The sequence below is a fragment of the Myxococcus xanthus genome (genome assembly GCF_013116825.1).
Taxonomy (GTDB): domain Bacteria; phylum Myxococcota; class Myxococcia; order Myxococcales; family Myxococcaceae; genus Myxococcus; species Myxococcus xanthus_B.
The window spans coordinates 41,562-57,294 of sequence record NZ_JABFNS010000048.1; the positions used below are offsets into that span (position 1 = coordinate 41,562).

The 15,733-nt window shown below is 68.2% G+C and carries 13 protein-coding genes and 1 pseudogene; 7 read left to right on the forward strand and 7 right to left on the reverse strand.

Annotated elements, in window-relative coordinates; all coding sequences use genetic code 11:
- Positions 1-5 precede the first annotated feature (5 nt).
- On the forward strand, positions 6-602 hold the full coding sequence (locus HNV26_RS16255; protein WP_171442302.1) for a Maf family protein: 597 nt from the start codon (positions 6-8) through the stop codon (positions 600-602).
- Positions 599-1,282, forward strand: coding sequence for a YggS family pyridoxal phosphate-dependent enzyme (locus HNV26_RS16260; protein ID WP_171442303.1), 684 nt, complete (start codon positions 599-601; stop codon positions 1,280-1,282). The genes HNV26_RS16255 and HNV26_RS16260 overlap by 4 nt, the downstream gene beginning before the upstream one ends.
- Here the strand turns inward: HNV26_RS16260 and HNV26_RS16265 are convergent.
- Complete coding sequence (locus HNV26_RS16265; RefSeq protein ID WP_140861974.1) at positions 1,269-1,490, reverse strand: hypothetical protein; 222 nt, start codon at positions 1,488-1,490, stop codon at positions 1,269-1,271. The genes HNV26_RS16260 and HNV26_RS16265 overlap by 14 nt on opposite strands.
- Positions 1,491-1,795: 305 nt before the next feature.
- Between HNV26_RS16265 and HNV26_RS16270 the strand changes: the two genes are divergently transcribed.
- From HNV26_RS16270 to HNV26_RS16290, 5 genes and pseudogenes are all read left to right on the forward strand, one after another.
- Positions 1,796-2,599, forward strand: a complete 804-nt coding sequence (locus HNV26_RS16270; RefSeq protein WP_171442304.1) for a DUF3108 domain-containing protein — start codon at positions 1,796-1,798, stop codon at positions 2,597-2,599.
- A 26-nt stretch (positions 2,600-2,625) separates the two neighbouring features.
- On the forward strand, positions 2,626-4,314 hold the full coding sequence (locus HNV26_RS16275; protein ID WP_171442305.1) for a DUF4091 domain-containing protein: 1,689 nt from the start codon (positions 2,626-2,628) through the stop codon (positions 4,312-4,314).
- Positions 4,315-4,331: 17 nt separating this feature from the next.
- On the forward strand, positions 4,332-5,219 hold the full coding sequence (locus tag HNV26_RS16280; RefSeq protein ID WP_171442306.1) for a DUF3108 domain-containing protein: 888 nt from the start codon (positions 4,332-4,334) through the stop codon (positions 5,217-5,219).
- A gap of 35 nt (positions 5,220-5,254) precedes the next feature.
- Positions 5,255-5,428: pseudogene (locus HNV26_RS16285) on the forward strand (di-heme oxidoredictase family protein); the annotation flags it as partial.
- A gap of 150 nt (positions 5,429-5,578) precedes the next feature.
- The gene (locus HNV26_RS16290) at positions 5,579-5,950 is read left to right on the forward strand and encodes a hypothetical protein (RefSeq protein ID WP_171442307.1); all 372 of its coding nucleotides are present in this window, start codon (positions 5,579-5,581) and stop codon (positions 5,948-5,950) included.
- A gap of 182 nt (positions 5,951-6,132) precedes the next feature.
- Here the strand turns inward: HNV26_RS16290 and HNV26_RS16295 are convergent, their stop codons facing one another.
- From HNV26_RS16295 to cysS, 6 genes are all read right to left on the reverse strand, one after another.
- On the reverse strand, positions 6,133-7,548 hold the full coding sequence (locus tag HNV26_RS16295) for a hypothetical protein (protein WP_171442308.1): 1,416 nt from the start codon (positions 7,546-7,548) through the stop codon (positions 6,133-6,135).
- 67 nt (positions 7,549-7,615) lie between these two features.
- The gene (locus tag HNV26_RS16300; protein WP_013939209.1) at positions 7,616-8,134 is read right to left on the reverse strand and encodes a DUF507 family protein; all 519 of its coding nucleotides are present in this window, start codon (positions 8,132-8,134) and stop codon (positions 7,616-7,618) included.
- Positions 8,135-8,271: 137 nt separating this feature from the next.
- Entirely contained in the window at positions 8,272-10,212 is a 1,941-nt protein-coding gene (uvrC, locus tag HNV26_RS16305) for an excinuclease ABC subunit UvrC (RefSeq protein WP_171442309.1), read from the reverse strand.
- Positions 10,213-10,224: 12 nt separating this feature from the next.
- Positions 10,225-12,339 carry an excinuclease ABC subunit UvrB gene (uvrB, locus tag HNV26_RS16310; protein ID WP_171442310.1) on the reverse strand — a complete coding sequence of 705 codons (2,115 nt, stop codon included), beginning with the start codon at positions 12,337-12,339 and terminating at the stop codon, positions 10,225-10,227.
- 53 nt (positions 12,340-12,392) lie between these two features.
- Complete coding sequence (locus HNV26_RS16315) at positions 12,393-14,069, reverse strand: M28 family metallopeptidase (protein ID WP_253816657.1); 1,677 nt, start codon at positions 14,067-14,069, stop codon at positions 12,393-12,395.
- A 50-nt stretch (positions 14,070-14,119) separates the two neighbouring features.
- Complete coding sequence (gene cysS, locus HNV26_RS16320; protein ID WP_425270576.1) at positions 14,120-15,589, reverse strand: cysteine--tRNA ligase; 1,470 nt, start codon at positions 15,587-15,589, stop codon at positions 14,120-14,122.
- Between the last annotated feature and the right edge of the window lie 144 nt (positions 15,590-15,733).

Consider the following 15,733-nt stretch of genomic DNA (forward strand, 5'->3'; position numbering starts at 1 on the left):
GTAACATGCACATGAACGCAGATCAAACGTTGCTCGTCCTGGCCTCGGCGTCGCCGCGACGCAGGGAACTTCTGGCACAGCTGGACATCCGTTTCACCGTTTCCGCGGCGGACATCGACGAAACGCCCCACGCCGGTGAGGCGGCGGAGGCCTATGTCGGTCGGCTCGCCCGGGAGAAGGCCCACGTGGTGGCCTCCCGCCACCCGGGCGCCTGGGTGCTGGCCGCCGACACCACCGTCGCCCTGGGCGCCGAGCTGCTGGGCAAGCCCCGGGACGCCGAGGAAGCGCAGACCATGCTCACGCGCCTGTCCGGGCGGACGCATGACGTCTACACGGGCGTGGCCCTGGCCGGCCGGCATGAGGAGACGCTGGTGGTCCGCACTCGCGTCACCTTCCGGTCGCTGAGCCCCGGGGAGATGTCCTGGTACGCGAACAGCGGCGAGCCCCTGGACAAGGCGGGGGCCTACGCCATCCAGGGCAAGGGCGGTTTCCTGGTGGCGGGAGTGGAAGGCAGCACGTCCAACGTCGTGGGCCTGCCGCTGGGCGAGACAGTGGCCCTGCTGGAGCGGGCCGGCCTCCCCTTGCCCTGGAGGGCCTCATGAGCGGCAGCGTCGCGGAGCGGCTGGCGTCGGTGCGGGAGCGGGTCGCGGCGGCCTGTGCCCGGGCGGGGCGGCCGGTGGAGTCGGTGACGCTGGTGGCGGTGTCCAAACTGAAGCCCGCGGACCTCATCCGCGAGGCCTATGCCGCCGGCCAGCGCGACTTCGGGGAGAACTACGCGCAGGAGCTGCGGGACAAGGCCGCGGAGCTGGCGGACCTGGAGGGTGTGCGCTGGCATGCCATTGGAGCGCTCCAGACGAACAAGGTGAAGTACGTGGCGCGGGCGGCTGGGGCCTTCCACGCCCTGGACCGGCTGGAGGTCGCCCGCGAGCTGTCGAAGCGCCGCGAGGGCGCCCCGCCCCTGCCCGTCTACGTCGAGGTCAACGTGGGCGGCGAGGCCACCAAGAGCGGCCTGGCGCCCGACGCGCTCGGCGTCTTCCTGGATGAGGTCCGCGCCCTGCCTGGGCTCCAGCCGGTGGGGCTGATGGCGCTGCCGCCCCCCACGGAGGAAGAGGCCCGGGCCCGCGCGGACTTCCAGGCCCTGCGCGAGCTGGCCCGTGTGCACGGGCTGCCGGGCCTGTCCATGGGCACCACCCATGACTTCGAGTGGGCCATTGAAGAAGGCGCCACCGTCGTGCGGGTGGGCACCGCCATCTTCGGTGAGCGCGCGCTCAAATCTCCTTGAACTTCACCCGCCCCTCCGAGTTCACGCTGACCTTGAACTCGGAGCCGCAGTAGTTGCAGCGCACCTCGTCCCCTTGGGCGAGCGCTTCATCCACGGGGTTGTTGGCGTTGCACGAAGGACAGTCGAAGTCCTTGTGCGCCTTGCCACCTCCGCGCGCGGATTCCTTCTCGTCATCGTCGAAGTCGAACGAACCGCCACCACCAGACATGTGCCCCTCCTGCGGGATGGCGCCCGACACCGCGGGCTGCCCCGCGCGGAGGCTACCAGCGGTGTCGTGGAGTGGACACGCCGCTGCGCGGCGCACCCGCCTGCCGGGCGAACAGGCCCCGGCCGGGAAGAAGCGTGCGGGAGCGTGACGTGGGAAAGTGTGCCTCCCCGTGAAGTGAGCGGCCCCATTTGAATGGCTGGTCAACAACCGCGTCAGTGGAAATGGGCGGTGGCGGGAATGGTTCCAAGCCGGGTCTGGCGCGGTGCGGCCCGGCTACCTAATTTCCAAGCGAGGGAGCTCACCCGATGCAAACGCAGTCCAAGTGGGGGTTCGCGGCGGCGCTCGCGGGGCTGGTCTGGTCGGCGACGGCCATGGCCCAGGAGTCTGCGAACCCGGCGTTCGGCCCTGGGGAGCAGAGCTCCTACCGCGTCAGGTACCTGGGCATCACCGCGGGAACCGCGCAGGTGACGGTGGGTGCCCACATGAAGCAGTGGGGCCAGGACGTGTGGCCCATCGTCGCGGTGGCACGCTCCAACGACATGCTGGGCGTGTGGCCCATCAAGGACAAGTTCGTGTCCTACTGGCAACCGGAGAGCCAGCGCGTGGTGGGCAGTGACTTGCACGCGGATGAGAACGGCTCACGCCGTCGGCAGCGCATCAAGATGGAGCCGGACGGCAAGACGGCCTTCGTGGTGAAGCAGAAGGAAGGCGAGTCCCCGCGCGAGTCCACCCGAGAGGTGACGGAGGGCACGCTGGACGTGACCGGCGCGACGTTCGCATTGCGCAACCGGGAGCTGGTCGTGGGGCAGGAGTATGCCTATCCCGTGTTCACCGGCAGCAAGCAGTTCACCCTCCGCGCGAAGGTGGAAGGGCGTGAAGTCCTGGGCACGGCGCTGGGCGACAAAGAGGTCTTCAAGCTCAGCGTGAAGACGGAGTTCGGCGGCAACCTCGCCTCGAAGCGGGACATGTTCGTCTACTTCACCACGGACTCCAGCCACGTGCCGGTGCGGGTGGAGGCGGAGTTCGCGCTGGGCACCATCGTCGCGGAGATAACCGACTACAAGCCGGGCCGGAGCATGACGGTGGCCCGCGCGGAGAATGGCGGGTAGCACCCGCCGGAGAGTGAAGGGGGCGGATGGGCGCAGGATGGGCGTGGGCGGTGGTGGCGGCGGCGATGTCCGCCACGCAGGAGCCTCAGGTGGTGTCGCCCCTGGTCAAGGTCCGGCCGGGCGAAGCAGTGAAGGGACGCAAGGAGGCGCGCCTCAGCCTCGCGCGCGGTGAGTGCGAGGCCGTGCAGGTGGCGCTTCCCGGCCGGGTGGTGCGCCCCACCGTGGCGCCGCTGACGTTGAAGGGCCCGGGCGCGGCGCTGAAGGCCAGCATCTGGCGCGAGGCCTTCATCGACGTGAAGACGCCGTCCAACGGCCAGGGCCACAAGGGCCCCTGGCCCGACGCCCTGGTTCCGGTGGATGCGCCGGGACATGACTCGAAGCTGCCCACCGTCTTCTACGTGGAGGTGTGCGCCCCGGAGAAGCAGGAGCCGGGGACGTACCGGGGACAGCTGCTGGTGAAGGCGGGTGACGCGAAGGTCCGGCCGGTGCCGTTCACCGCCGAGGTGCAGCCCTTCGCCCTGCCCGCCACGTCCTCGCTGCCCAACAGCTTCGGAGTGTCGATGTACAGCATCGCCCGGGGCCACGGCGTGGCGCCGGAGTCGGCGGAGGCGCGCAAGCTGTTGCGTGACTACGGACGCGCGCTCCTGGAGCACCGGGTGAGCGCCCACGGCATGAGCATGACGCCGCCTCCCGTGCGCTTCGAGAAGGGCCGCGCGGTGCTGGACTGGCGCGAGTACGACGCGGAGATGGCGCCCTTCCTGGACGGCAGCCTGCTGCCCTCCGGCGCCCGCTTCACCAGCACCGACGTGCGTGACAGCAAGCAGGCGAAGACGGACGCGGAGAAGACGGCGTACTACCGCGCCTTCGCCGAGCACTTCCGCGAGAAGGGCTGGCCCGCGCAGCTCTTCTTCTACGCCAAGGACGAACCCAAGCCCGAGGACGTGCCGCTGGTGAAGGCCCAGTCCTCCCGGGTGCGCGCGGCGGGCGCGATTCCCGTGCTCGTCACCAGCCCGCTGGATGACGCGCTGAATGGCGCGGCGGACATCCTCACGCCCACGCTCAACTGCTTCTACCCGCGACCCGGGCCGCAGACGTGCCGCAGCGTGGTGGAGGCACGCGCGCTGCGCAAACGGCTGCCAGGTGACACCCGGGTGTGGTGGTACCAGAGCTGCAATTCGCACGGCTGCAACGGCGGCCCCCCGGCGGACAAGGCGGTGGACGCGGCCTACAGCGGCTGGGCTTCGTACATGGTGGACCACCCCGCCCCGCTCAACCGGGCCATGGGCGTGCTCGCCTTCTCCTCCGGCGTGGACGGCGAGCTCTATTTCGACACCGTCTTCGCCTACAACACGAAGAAGGACCCCTGGAAGGACGTCTTCGAGTTCGGCGGCAACGGCGACGGCACCCTCTTCTATCCGGGGACACCCGCCAGGGTGGGTCCTTCTGGCCACCAGCCCATCCTCACGCTGCGGCTGAAGCACATTCGGGACGGACTGGAGGACTACGAGTACCTCCGGTTGCTCGCTGAGCTGGGTGACGCCGCCTTCGCCCGAACGGCCGCGCGCAAGTTGGCGCGCACCGGTTGGGACATCAACGCGGATGCGGGAGAATGGGAGGCGGTCCGCGAGGAAGTCACCACCCGGCTCCGGAAGCGCTGGGCGGAGTCCGAATATGCGAAGCGCCCGGACCGTCAGACGCCGCAGAGCACCCCGTAGTCTCTGGAAGGAAAAGGATGAGCCCCCTGCGCACCCTCTTCGCGGCCCTGTTGTCACTGTCCAGCGTCAGCGCCTGGGCCCAGTTGCCGGACGCGGAGGCGGACGCGTCGGAGGCTGAGGGCGCCAAGGCCGAGGCGCCCCTCACCGTGGCGCCTTGCACTTCCGCGCTGCCGGCACTGCGTACGCCCATGGCGTTCATGCCGGGTGAAGTGCTCGAGTTCGACCTCGACGCCATGGGTGCGCAGGCGGGCACCATGACGATGCGCGTCCACAAGCAGAAGGATGGGCATCTCCCCATCCAGGTGGAGGCGCAGACCAACACCTTCTTCTCCAAGGTGCGGCGCGTGCGCGGCAGCGCCACCGCGTACCTCCACCCTCGCACGCTGCGTCCCAATCGATACGTCGAAGACACCATGGAGAACGAACAGCGCCGCAAGGTGAACGTCGCGTTCGGCCAGAAGGAGCGCACCGTCAAGGTCGACTACCAGTTCGGCCAGCGCCCCAAGGGGCAGTTCAACTACACCTTCGACAAGGACGGCCTGGATGTGGCCGGAGCCATCTATCTGCTGCGCCAACTGCCGCTCAAGGACGACCTCCAGGTGTGTTTCGACGTCTACGGCGTGCGCCGCATGTGGCGAATGCAGGGCGCGGTGGTGAAGCGCGAACAGGTGACGACGCCGCTGGGCCAATTCAATGCATGGCACGTGACGGGCACCGCCGTGCGGCTGGACCGGCCCAAGCAGAAGCGTGAGGTCCACGTCTGGATTTCGGACGACGCGCGCCGCCTGCCGCTGGCCGCCGTGGGCACCATCGACCTGGGCGCCGTGCGCGCCACCCTCACCTCCGTGTCGCGTCCAGGTGAGAAACCGCAGAAGAGCGAAGGTCAGGAAACGATGAAGTGGTGAACGCCTGACGCACCACTTCGTCGCGGCGCCACGACCTGGGCGTTGGGCTGGCGGATGGGCGTCCGGACAGAGCAGCGACGGACACCGAGTGGCGCACCCCACCGCTGTGGGGCCTGGGGCTGACGCAGGAGGTGCCGCCGGATGCGAGCCATCTGAATGACGGGCGTGCCCGGGCCTTGGAGGAAGCCCTCCTCTGGCGCGGTGGCGAAGCGAAGCCCACGCGTGGGCTGGGGGCCTCGGACCGTGCAGTGATGGCGAAGCGCCTGGATTCGCGCTGGGGGCCGGGGCCCCTCGGCGCGCTGGGCTTCGGCCCTGACTGGAAAATTGACGGAGTGCTACCTGCCTGTAGCGTCGAGGCCATGCCCCCTCCGGCCCTGAGCCTCGTCGCCCCTACGCCGTCGCGCAGTGCAGACCCGGTCCGGTTGGCGGTGGAACAGCTCGCCCGCTCACTGCCTGCGCGCACCGACGCGGCTGTGCTCGTGGACCTGCTGGAGGATGACCTCCGTGAGGGGCTGGATGCGCTCGGCGAGGTGGAGGCCCATTTCACGGACCTGCTCGACACGCTTCGCACGGAAGCGGTGACACCGGCCGCGCTGGTGGAATCGGGTGATGACCTGCGCGTCCTTCAGCAGTTGGATTCACTCCACGACGCCGTCGTGCGGCTGCGCAAGCGCCTGTCCCAGGCCGCGAGCATGAATCGGCTGGCGCATGCGCCGGTGCGCAGCCGCTGACACGCTGCCGTGAAGCCTCGTTCCTACGCCCGCCCCAGCCGCAGGCACTGTTGAGGCAGCGCACGGCCGCGAACGCCGATGCACTGCCTCGACAGTGCCGTCGCGGGCCGAGAGCAGGCGACGGCCCACGCCCATGCGCTCCCCCCCATCATCCAGGTAGCCTTGTCGTTACGAACATCCACTCAAGGCCCCGCCGCAGCAGGCGCGGCGGGAGCAGGAGCGGTCGTCGCGGGCCCCAGCACGGGAGAAGGCGTCGTGGGCAGCGGGAGCGCAGGCGCGGCGTTGAGCGGCGCGGGCGTCCCCAGCAACGGCGCCGGAGTCCCGGCATTCAGCGGCGCCGGCGTGCTCAGCAACCCCGGCGGCGGCGTGGCGGGATTCGAGTTGAGCGGAGGCTCGGTGGCGATGATTCCCGCGCTGGACTGCCCCGTGCCGACAAACGCGTCGAACGAGCCCGGCGCCAGCGGCTGCACCGTGAACGAACCGAAGGTGGATGCAGTGGGCGGCGTCGCGAACGCCCCCGTCGTGCCTCTCCCGGGCGTCCCCGCCACCACGGCGGTTCCATCTAACGGCGTCACTGGAAGCTGCCCCGAGTATGTCACGGGCGTGTTCGTCACCATCGGCACGGGGAAGCCCCCACTGATGACCTCAGGCGTCACCGGCCCCCCTGGCACCGTCGTGGTTTGCACCGGCGCAGTCGCCAGGCGCCCTGGAGCCGTCGCCGGCACCGTCACCCGCGTCACGGCCCCCGTCTCCTGAAGCGCCTTAGCCGCCCCACTGCCTCCGATGGCCGAAGGCGCGGGAGGAGGCGACGCCCTCACTGGCGCCCCTAGCACGGCGGAGGGCGGTACCGGCGTCAGTGAGCGCCAGCTCAGCGGCGGATTGCCCGTGTTCTCCACGAAGGGCCGCGAACTCACCGCAGTGCCGCCCACGTCGATGGCTACGTCCTCGAACACGAACTGGATGAAGCCCCGCGGCTCGAGCCGCGGCGGGAGGTTCCACACCAGCACCACGAGCTCCGTGTCGTCGTAGCGAGCCTGCCGCAGCAGCCGGTGGGTGTCGTCATCCGCGTACGCGCCAGCGGCCAGCGCCGCCGCATGCACGAAGGCCGTGTCCGTCAGAAGCTGTCCGTTGCGCCAGACGCTGCCCACACCCCAGACAGCCACCGCGGCATGGGTACGCGTCATCGCCGTCCAGCCCAGGCCACTGTCCCCATAGAGCGGGACGTCCAACAACACGCCGCCGCCAATGGCATGTCGAGGCGGGCGAGGAGGCGGGCCTGAGCCCCCCTGCCCCTGCTCCGGCGGGAAACCAGGCCGCAGCAGCGCTACCCGGTACTCCGTGGCGCCCAGGCGGAAGGACGCTTCCAGCGTCCCTTCATCCCCAAAGGTGGCGCCCGGAAGGGACACGCGGTCCTCCACCGTCAGCGACGCGCTCCCCGTGCCGCTTTCAGCGAGGTCCGTGAAGGGAAGTGAGCCTTGGATGAAGAAGCCGTCTGGCTGCTCGGTCCTCGCGCTGGCCTCGCGGCCCTCGAACGTGAACCCGCCTGGCGCCGTGGCCAGCAAACCGGACAGAACGAACGTGGTGAAGGGTCCCGCCATCGACGCTGCCTCCTTGGTCTACAAGGTAGGCAGCGGAGCGGGGAACGGCATGCCCCACCCCTGCGAACTAGATGAGGCCGCGCGCCCTGCGGATCTGCTCGACCGTCTTGTTGTACTCGATGTCGAAGGCGCTGGTGCCCTCCTGCAGGTGCTTCAGGCGGGAGCGGGCTTCCTTGTCGATTTCGTCGTCCACGTCGAGGTGACGCTTCATGACGGCGAAGATCTTCTGACGCAGCCCGTTATCCGCCGAGTACACTTCTTCGACGTTCCGGCTGATGAGCAGGAATTCAATCATCTGGTTGATGACGTACTCGATGCCCTCGTCGCCCATCTTGAAGCCGCGGACGTCCGCCATCTCGCGCTTCACCTGGTTGAACTTGGAATAGTCGTAGCCGCGACGCTCCAGCGCTTCACGCGTCGCCTGGTTCACACGCTCCTCGTTCGCAAGGTACTCACGCATGATGGCTGACAGGTCCATCTCGGCGTCGGCCACGCGCATCGGCTCCACCTCGATGTCCCCGTCCTGCATGAGCTGCTGAATGGCCTCGCGCGAGATGATCGGGATCACCTTCGGATACAGCCTCATGTCGGTCCCTCGCCCTCTGTGAAACGTGCTCGGAATCGTCAACCGCTATAGTTCAGCGCCGAGCCCAGTCGCAATGAAAAACCCCAGGAACGTCGCGCTTCCAGCGCACTTCCCATCAGGTCTGCAGCGGAAATTAATCACGCTGCCCCGGGTGGCGACCCTCCCTGCGTTTTTTCGTCGACGGGTTCGTGCGCGTCGTCAAGGGAAGCCTCCCGTACGGGATCTTCCGCATCCTCTTCTGGATGTCCGTGGAGGCCCGCATGGACGCGTTCCGCCATGGCCGGTCCGACGACTTCCGCGAGCTCTTCGATGGAGGCGTCCCCCACCCGCTTGAGCGAGCCGAAGTGCCGAAGTAGTTGCTTGCGCCGCGTCTCCCCCACGCCAGGGATGTCCTCCAGTGCCGAACGCACCCGGCTCTTGCGCAGCACCTGCTTCTGGAAGGTGATGGCGAAGCGGTGGGCCTCGTCCCGCATTCGCGTGAGCATGAACATCTCCGCCGAGTTCTGGGATAGGACGATGGGGTCCTTGCGCCCCACCACGAAGATGCGCTCGGGGCTCCGGGCGCTCTCCGCGTCGCGGTCGAACACCTCCAGGTCGCGGCTCTTGGCCAGACCCACCACGTCCACCGACTCCACGCCCACGTCCTTCATCGCCGCGTGCGCGCTGGCCAGTTGCCCCTTGCCTCCGTCGATGACGAGCAGGTCCGGCAGGTCATTGTCCTCCAGGCCCTTCTTCAGGCGGCGGGAGATGACCTCGTACATGCTGGCGAAGTCGTCCTGCTTCTCCAGCGTCTTGATCTTGTACTTCCGGTAGCGCGACTTGTCCGCGTCCCCATCCGTCACCGCCACCTGCGACGCGACGATGGCCGAACCCTGGAAGTGCGAGATGTCGAAGCACTCCATGCGGCGCGGGAAGTTGCGCAGGCCCAGCCGCTGCTGGAGCCGGGACAGCACGGTGTCCGTTTCGTCCTTCGTGCGACGGCGCTCCACGAAGGCCTGTTCGGCGTTCTTCGCCGCCATCTTCACCAGGTCCAGCTTCTCCCCGCGCTTGGGCACCAGGACGCGCACGCGCTCGCCCTTGCGCTCCGTGAGGAGCGCCTCGAGCCCCCCGGTGCCGTCCTCCAACTCCAGCGGCAGCAGCACCTCCTCCGGCACGAAGCTGCCCTGGTCGTAGTAGAGGTTGACGAACGAGGCGATCAGCTCCTCGTCGGGGAACTCCTGGCTGCCGAAGGGGAAGGCCTGCCCGCCGTTGAGCCGGCCCTGCCGCACCCACAAGACGTAGAACAGGATGCGGTCCCCTTCCCGGTGGAAGGCGAAGACGTCCTGGTCCTTGAAGTCGGTGGTGGCGACCTTCTGCCGCTCCAGGCTCCGCTCGATGGCGCTGAGCTGGTCTCGTATCCGCGCGGCCTCTTCGAACTTCAGCTCCTGCGCGGCGCGCTTCATGCGCAGGCGCAGGCCCTCCACCAGCTCCCCCGCCTTGCCCTCCAGGAACATCACCACCTCGTCCACGCTGCGGTGGTAGTCCTCCTGGGGCACCGGGTACACGCACGGGGCCGGGCAACGGCCAATCTGGTGCAACAAGCAGGGCCGCTTGCGGTTGGCCAGCACGTGGTCGGTGCACGTGCGCAGGCGGAAGAAGCGGTTGACCACCCGCAGCGTCTCGCGGATGGCCCCCGCGCTGGAGTACGGCCCGAAGTAGCGCGCGCCGTCGCGCTCGTATTTGCGCACCACTTCCAGGCGAGGATAGTGCTGGGTGCGGTCCAGGCGCAGGGAGATGAACTGCTTGTCGTCCTTGAGCAGGACGTTGAAGCGCGGCCGGTGCTTCTTGATGAGCTCGTTTTCGAGCAGCAGCGCTTCCTTCTCGTTGCTGACGAGCACCGTCTCCAAATCGCCCAGCAACTGGTCCAACAAGGACACGAAGACGCGCGTGTCGCCGGTGCGATTGAAGTACGAGCGCACCCTGCTGCGCAGGTTGATGGCCTTGCCCACGTAGATGACCTGACCCCGGCGGTCCTTCATCAGGTACACGCCGGGCTCGGTGGGCAGTGCGTCCAGCTTCTCCAGGAGCTTCGCGTCCATGCCAGCCCCCGCCTACTTGCGGCTCCGAGCCCGCGCGGAGCGTCCTCCGCCCCCGCGCCCCTTGCCCTTCTTCGGGGCTTCGGCTTCCGCCGCCTTCGCCGGGGCCCGCAGCAGCGAGCGCGACGCCGGCTTGAGCCCCAGGTCCATGTCCTTCAAGAGCTGCACGCGGTCCCGGTACTCGGCCGCCTTCTCGAACTGCATCTCGTCCGCGGCGGCGAGCATGTCCTTGGTGAATTCCTCGATGAGCCGCTTGATTTCCTTCGGCTGAAGGACGTCGTCCTCGCCTTCGGCCGCCAGCGGCAGGGCGCCCGCGTCACCCGCCTCATAGGCCGCGTGCTCGGACAGGTCGGTGATGTTGCTCTTCACCGAACGCGGGGTGATGCCGTGCGCCTGGTTGTACGCGCGCTGGATTTCGCGGCGGCGCGTCGTCTCGTCCAGGGCCTTCTTCATGGAGTCGGTGACGTTGTCCGCGTACATGATGACGCGGCCGTTCACGTTACGGGCCGCGCGGCCAATCGTCTGGATGAGGGAGACGTGGCTGCGCAGGAAGCCCTCCTTGTCCGCGTCCAGGATGGCCACCAGGGACACCTCGGGGATGTCCAGGCCCTCGCGCAGCAGGTTGATGCCCACCAGGACGTCGAACTCGCCCTTGCGCAAGTCGCGGATGATGGCCATGCGCTCAATCGCGTCGATGTCCGAGTGCAGGTAGCGCACGCGCACGCCTACGTCGGAGAAGTACTCCGTGAGGTCTTCCGCCATGCGCTTGGTGAGCGTCGTCACCAGGACGCGCTCGCTGCGGGCCACGCGCTGACGCACCTCCTCCAGCAGGTCGTCCACCTGATTGCCCACGGGGCGAATCTCCACCTCTGGGTCGGTCAGGCCCGTGGGGCGGATGATCTGCTCCACCACGACGCCCTGTGACTTCTGCAGTTCGTACTCCGCCGGCGTCGCGGAGACGAAGATGGCCTGGGGCACCAGCTCCTCGAACTCACCGAACTTGAGCGGGCGGTTGTCCAGCGCGCTGGGCAGGCGGAAGCCGAAGCCCACCAGCGTCTCCTTGCGCGCGCGGTCACCACGGTACATGGCGCCAATCTGCGGCACCGTCTGGTGGCTCTCATCGAGCATCACCAGCAGGTTGCGTGGGAAGTAGTCGATGAGGCACGGCGGCGGCTCTCCCGCCGCGCGGCCGGAGAAGTGCCGGGAGTAGTTCTCGATGCCGCTGCAGTAGCCGACCTGCTCAATCATCTCCAGGTCGAACATGGCGCGCTGCTCCAGCCGCTGCGCCTCCAACAGCTTGCCCTCGCGCTTGAACGTCTGCAGCTGTTCGGACAGCTCGTCGCGAATGGTCTGAATCGCGCGCCGGCGCACGTCCTCCTCGGCCACGTAGTGGCTGGCGGGGAAGATGACGATTTTCTCCAGCGCGCCCAGCGTCACGCCGCGCAGCGGGTCGAACTCGGTGACGCGCTCCACCTCGTCGCCGAAGAAGCTGACGCGAACGGCCCGCTCCTCCTCGTACGCGGGGAATACCTCGACGGTGTCGCCGCGCGCGCGGAAGGTGCCTCGGTGGAAGTCCAGGTCGTTGCGCTTGTACTGGGCTTCCACCAGCTTGCGCATGAAGGTGTCGCGCCCCATCTCCTCGCCCACCGCCGCGCGCACCGCCAGGTCCACGTAGCTGCGGGCCGCGCCCAGGCCGTAGATGCAGGACACGCTGGCGACGATGATGACGTCGTCCCGCGTGCGCAGCGAATGGGTGGCCGAGTGGCGCATCCGTTCGATGTTGTCGTTGATGGACGAGTCCTTCTCGATGAAGGTGTCCGTCGACGGGACGTAGGCCTCGGGCTGGTAGTAGTCGTAGTACGAGACGAAGTACTCGACGGCGTTGTGCGGGAAGAGCGCCTTGAATTCGCCGTAGAGCTGCGCGGCCAGCGTCTTGTTATGGGCCATCACCAGCGTGGGCCGCTGTACGTTGGCGATGACGTTCGCCATCGTGAACGTCTTGCCCGACCCGGTGACGCCCAGGAGCGTTTGGTAGCGGTCACCCCGCAGGACGCCCTGCGTGAGTTCGCCAATGGCCCTCGGCTGGTCGCCTCCGGGACGGTGTTCGCTGACGAGCTGAAAGTCCGACATACCCGCGAGACTTAACACCGCGCGGGTGGGAAGGCCGGATGTTCGTGACCGCGCTACTTCAAAGTGTCCTGCCGCTTCAACGCTTCCAGGGATTGCAGCCGGGCAGCCTCGAACTCATCCCCCTTGTTCCAGCGCGGAAGCTCGGGTTGCCGGGCAACGTGGGCCCCCAGCAGGAAGAACAGGCGGATGTCCTCCACCGCGCCGGAAAAGTCCCAATCCGGACGCAGCTCGTCCGACGGCTGGTGGTAGTGCTTCGACTCCCAGACCTCCCGCTGCTGCTTGCCCCAGCCCTCCGGCTTGCCGATGAAGTCCATCCCGCTGCCGAAGTACGCGGCGGGAATGCCCCGCTTGGCGAAATTGAACTGGTCCGAACGGTAGAAGAAGCCCCGGTCCGACAACTGGTCCGCCTTCACCACCCGGCCCTGCGTCTTCGCCAGGGCGACCAGCGTGGCGTCCAGGTTGGACTTGCCCAGACCGATGACGGTGAGGTCGCGGGTGCGGCCACGAATGTTGGCGCCGTCGATGTTGATGTTGGCGGCGACCCGGCCGTGGGGCACGGGCGGATGCTCGGCCAGGTACTGCGAGCCCAGCAGCCCCTGCTCCTCGGCGGCCACGGCGGCGAAGAGGATGGAGCGGCGCGGCGCCTTGGGGAGGGCCTTGAACGCCTTGGCGATGTTGAGCATCGCCGACACACCGGACGCGTTGTCGAGCGCGCCGTTGTAGATGGTGTCTTCGCCCGGCTTGCCACCTTCCTTGCGGCCCAGGTGGTCATGGTGCGCGGTGTAGAGCACCACCTCCTGGGACAGCTTCGAGTCACTTCCGGGCAACAGCGCCAGCACGTTGGCGGTGGGACTGCGGCGCACCGTGTTGGTGAGGCGCGATGACACCGTCACCCCGAGTGGCACGGGCTGGAAGTCGCGTTTCTGCGCGGCGGCCCACAGCGCCCCCAGGTCCTTGCCCGCCAGTTGCAACACCCGGCGCGTGGCCTGCTCGGTCGTCCAGGCCTTCACCTGGAGACGGGGCACCTCCGCCGCGGGCAGCTCGAACTGCTCGCCCGTCCACGACGTCTGCACCACCTGCCACGGGTAGCCCGCGCTCGGCGTGGTGTGGATGATGATGGCGCCCGCCGCGCCCATCTTCGCCGCCTGCTCGTACTTGTAATCCCAGCGGCCGTACCAGAGCCGCGTCTTCCCCGCGAAGAGCCGCGGGTCATCCTCCGGGTCGCTGTTGAGGATGAGCAGCGTCTTGCCGCGCAGGTCCATCCCCTTGAAATCGTCCCACTGGTACTCGGGGGCCTGGATGCCGTAGCCCACGAAGACGAGCTCGGACGCCGCCAGCTTCGACTCGGGGGCCTGCACGCCGGAAACGGCGATGAAGTCGTCGTGGAACTTCAAGTGCACCGCGCCCTGATGCGACTGGAACGACAACTCCCTGGGGCTGCTGGTGACGCCCACCAGGTCAAAAGGCTGCAGGTACGAGCCGTCCGTGCCCAACGGCCGCAACCCGAGCGCCTCGAACTGCGAAGCGATGTACGCCTGCGCGAGCGCGTCCCCCCGTGTGCCGGGACCGCGGCCCTCCAGCAGGTCACTCGCGAGGAAGCGCACGTGCGCGCGCAGCACCTCCGGAGCGATGACACCGGACGCGGACTTCTCCGCGGGCGTCGTCAACTGCACGCGCTGCGCGAGCGCAGGAGCGGAGCAGAGGGCGAGAAGCAGAGGCAGCGAGCGCATCATGGTGTCCCGAGCCCTAACACGAAGCCCGGGACACCCGAAGCACTGCATCAGCCCTGGAGCGGCGCCACCTTCCACGTCGTGCCAGCGGGCGTGTCCATGATTTCCACGCCCTTCTGCTTCAGCTCGCCTCGCACCCGGTCCGCGGCGGCGAAGTCCTTCGCCGCGCGGGCAGCGGTGCGCTCGCCCAGCAGGCGCTCCACCTCCGCCACGTCGATGCCCCGCTCGCGCACGGCGCGCTCGCGGCGGCGCAGCAGCCACGCATCGGGCGCGTCCTCGAAGAGGCCCAGGACGCCGGACACCCTGCGCACGTCCTCACGCAGCGCCTGAAGCGTGCGGCCCACCAGGGCCTTGTCCTTGACGGGCGGCTTGTCGGTCAGCTCGTTCATCATCCCGAAGAGCCCCGACAGCGCGCCCAGGCCGCCCGCGGTATTGAAGTCGTCGTCCATGGCGGACTCGAACTCGGTGAAGAAGCGCTGCGGGTCGCCGTGCAGGGGCCCCTTGCCGAAGTCCTTCCCCGAGATTCGCTCGTCCACCTTGCGAAGCGTCTCGTAGAAGTACTCCATGCGCGTCTCCGCATCCGCCAGCGCCTTGTCGGAGAACGACAGCGGGTGGCGGTAGTGCGTGGCGAGGAAGAAGAATCGCAGCGCTTCCGGGTCCACCTTGGTCAGCGCGTCGCGCAGGCGCACCACGTTGCCCAGCGACTTGGACATCTTCGCGCCTTCCAGGTCCAGGAAGCCGCAGTGCATCCAATACCGGGCGAACGTCACCCCGTTGGCGGACTCGCTCTGCGCGATTTCGTTCTCGTGGTGGGGGAAGATGAGGTCCAGCGCGCCGCCGTGGATGTCGAACGTCTCACCCAGGTACTTCGCGCTCATCGCGGAGCACTCGATGTGCCAGCCCGGACGGCCGGGCCCCCAGGGGCTCTCCCACGCGGGCTCCCCCGGCTTGGCCGCCTTCCACAGGGCGAAGTCGAGCGGCTCGCGCTTCTGCTCACCCGGCTGCACGCGCTCGCCCACGCACAGTTCGTCCAGGTTGCGCTTGGACAGCTTCGCGTAGTCCGCGTCGCTGCTCACGGAGAAGTACACGTCGCCCTGCGAGGCGTACGCGTGGCCCTTGTCCACGAGCTTCTGGATGATGGCGATGATTTCGGGGAGGTGGTCGCTCACCCGCGGCGAGAAGTCAGGCTCCAGCAGGTGGAGCGCCCGGGTGTCCTCCCGGAAGATCTCCACGTAGCGTGCCGCCAGCTCCACGGGGGCCTCGCCCGTCTCCGCGGCTGCCTTGATGATCTTGTCGTCCACGTCCGTGAAGTTGCGGACGTACCGGACCTTCAGGCCCCGGTGACGGAGGTAGCGGACCACCACGTCGAAGGAGGTGAAGGTGCGAGCATTCCCGATATGAATATAGCTGTAGACGGTAGGACCACAGACGTAGACCCCCACCTCGCCGGGAATGGCGGGCTGCAGCAGCTCCTTCTGCATGGTCATCGTGTTGAAGAGCCGGATGGCGGGCGGGGTCACGTGCGGCAATCCTCTTGGGTCCATAGGCGTGGGTGAGTCCCGCACTCTAGAGTCTCGGGTCGCGAACAGGCCAGTATTCGCAAGGGGTTCGTCGCCGCCCCCAATCTGGGAGAATGGGCATCATGGCTCCACCGAACCCAAAGC

Excerpts from the sequence above, each read along its gene's own strand:
- HNV26_RS16255 (WP_171442302.1), top strand. The coding sequence starts at position 6 with ATGCACATGAACGCAGATCAAACGTTGCTCGTCCTGGCCTCGGCGTCG.
- HNV26_RS16260 (WP_171442303.1), top strand. The coding sequence starts at position 599 with ATGAGCGGCAGCGTCGCGGAGCGGCTGGCGTCGGTGCGGGAGCGGGTC.
- HNV26_RS16265 (WP_140861974.1), bottom strand. The coding sequence starts at position 1,490 with ATGTCTGGTGGTGGCGGTTCGTTCGACTTCGACGATGACGAGAAGGAA.
- HNV26_RS16270 (WP_171442304.1), top strand. The coding sequence starts at position 1,796 with ATGCAAACGCAGTCCAAGTGGGGGTTCGCGGCGGCGCTCGCGGGGCTG.
- HNV26_RS16275 (WP_171442305.1), top strand. The coding sequence starts at position 2,626 with ATGGGCGCAGGATGGGCGTGGGCGGTGGTGGCGGCGGCGATGTCCGCC.
- HNV26_RS16280 (WP_171442306.1), top strand. The coding sequence starts at position 4,332 with ATGAGCCCCCTGCGCACCCTCTTCGCGGCCCTGTTGTCACTGTCCAGC.
- HNV26_RS16290 (WP_171442307.1), top strand. The coding sequence starts at position 5,579 with ATGCCCCCTCCGGCCCTGAGCCTCGTCGCCCCTACGCCGTCGCGCAGT.
- HNV26_RS16295 (WP_171442308.1), bottom strand. The coding sequence starts at position 7,548 with ATGGCGGGACCCTTCACCACGTTCGTTCTGTCCGGTTTGCTGGCCACG.
- HNV26_RS16300 (WP_013939209.1), bottom strand. The coding sequence starts at position 8,134 with ATGAGGCTGTATCCGAAGGTGATCCCGATCATCTCGCGCGAGGCCATT.
- uvrC (WP_171442309.1), bottom strand. The coding sequence starts at position 10,212 with ATGGACGCGAAGCTCCTGGAGAAGCTGGACGCACTGCCCACCGAGCCC.
- uvrB (WP_171442310.1), bottom strand. The coding sequence starts at position 12,339 with ATGTCGGACTTTCAGCTCGTCAGCGAACACCGTCCCGGAGGCGACCAG.
- HNV26_RS16315 (WP_253816657.1), bottom strand. The coding sequence starts at position 14,069 with ATGCGCTCGCTGCCTCTGCTTCTCGCCCTCTGCTCCGCTCCTGCGCTC.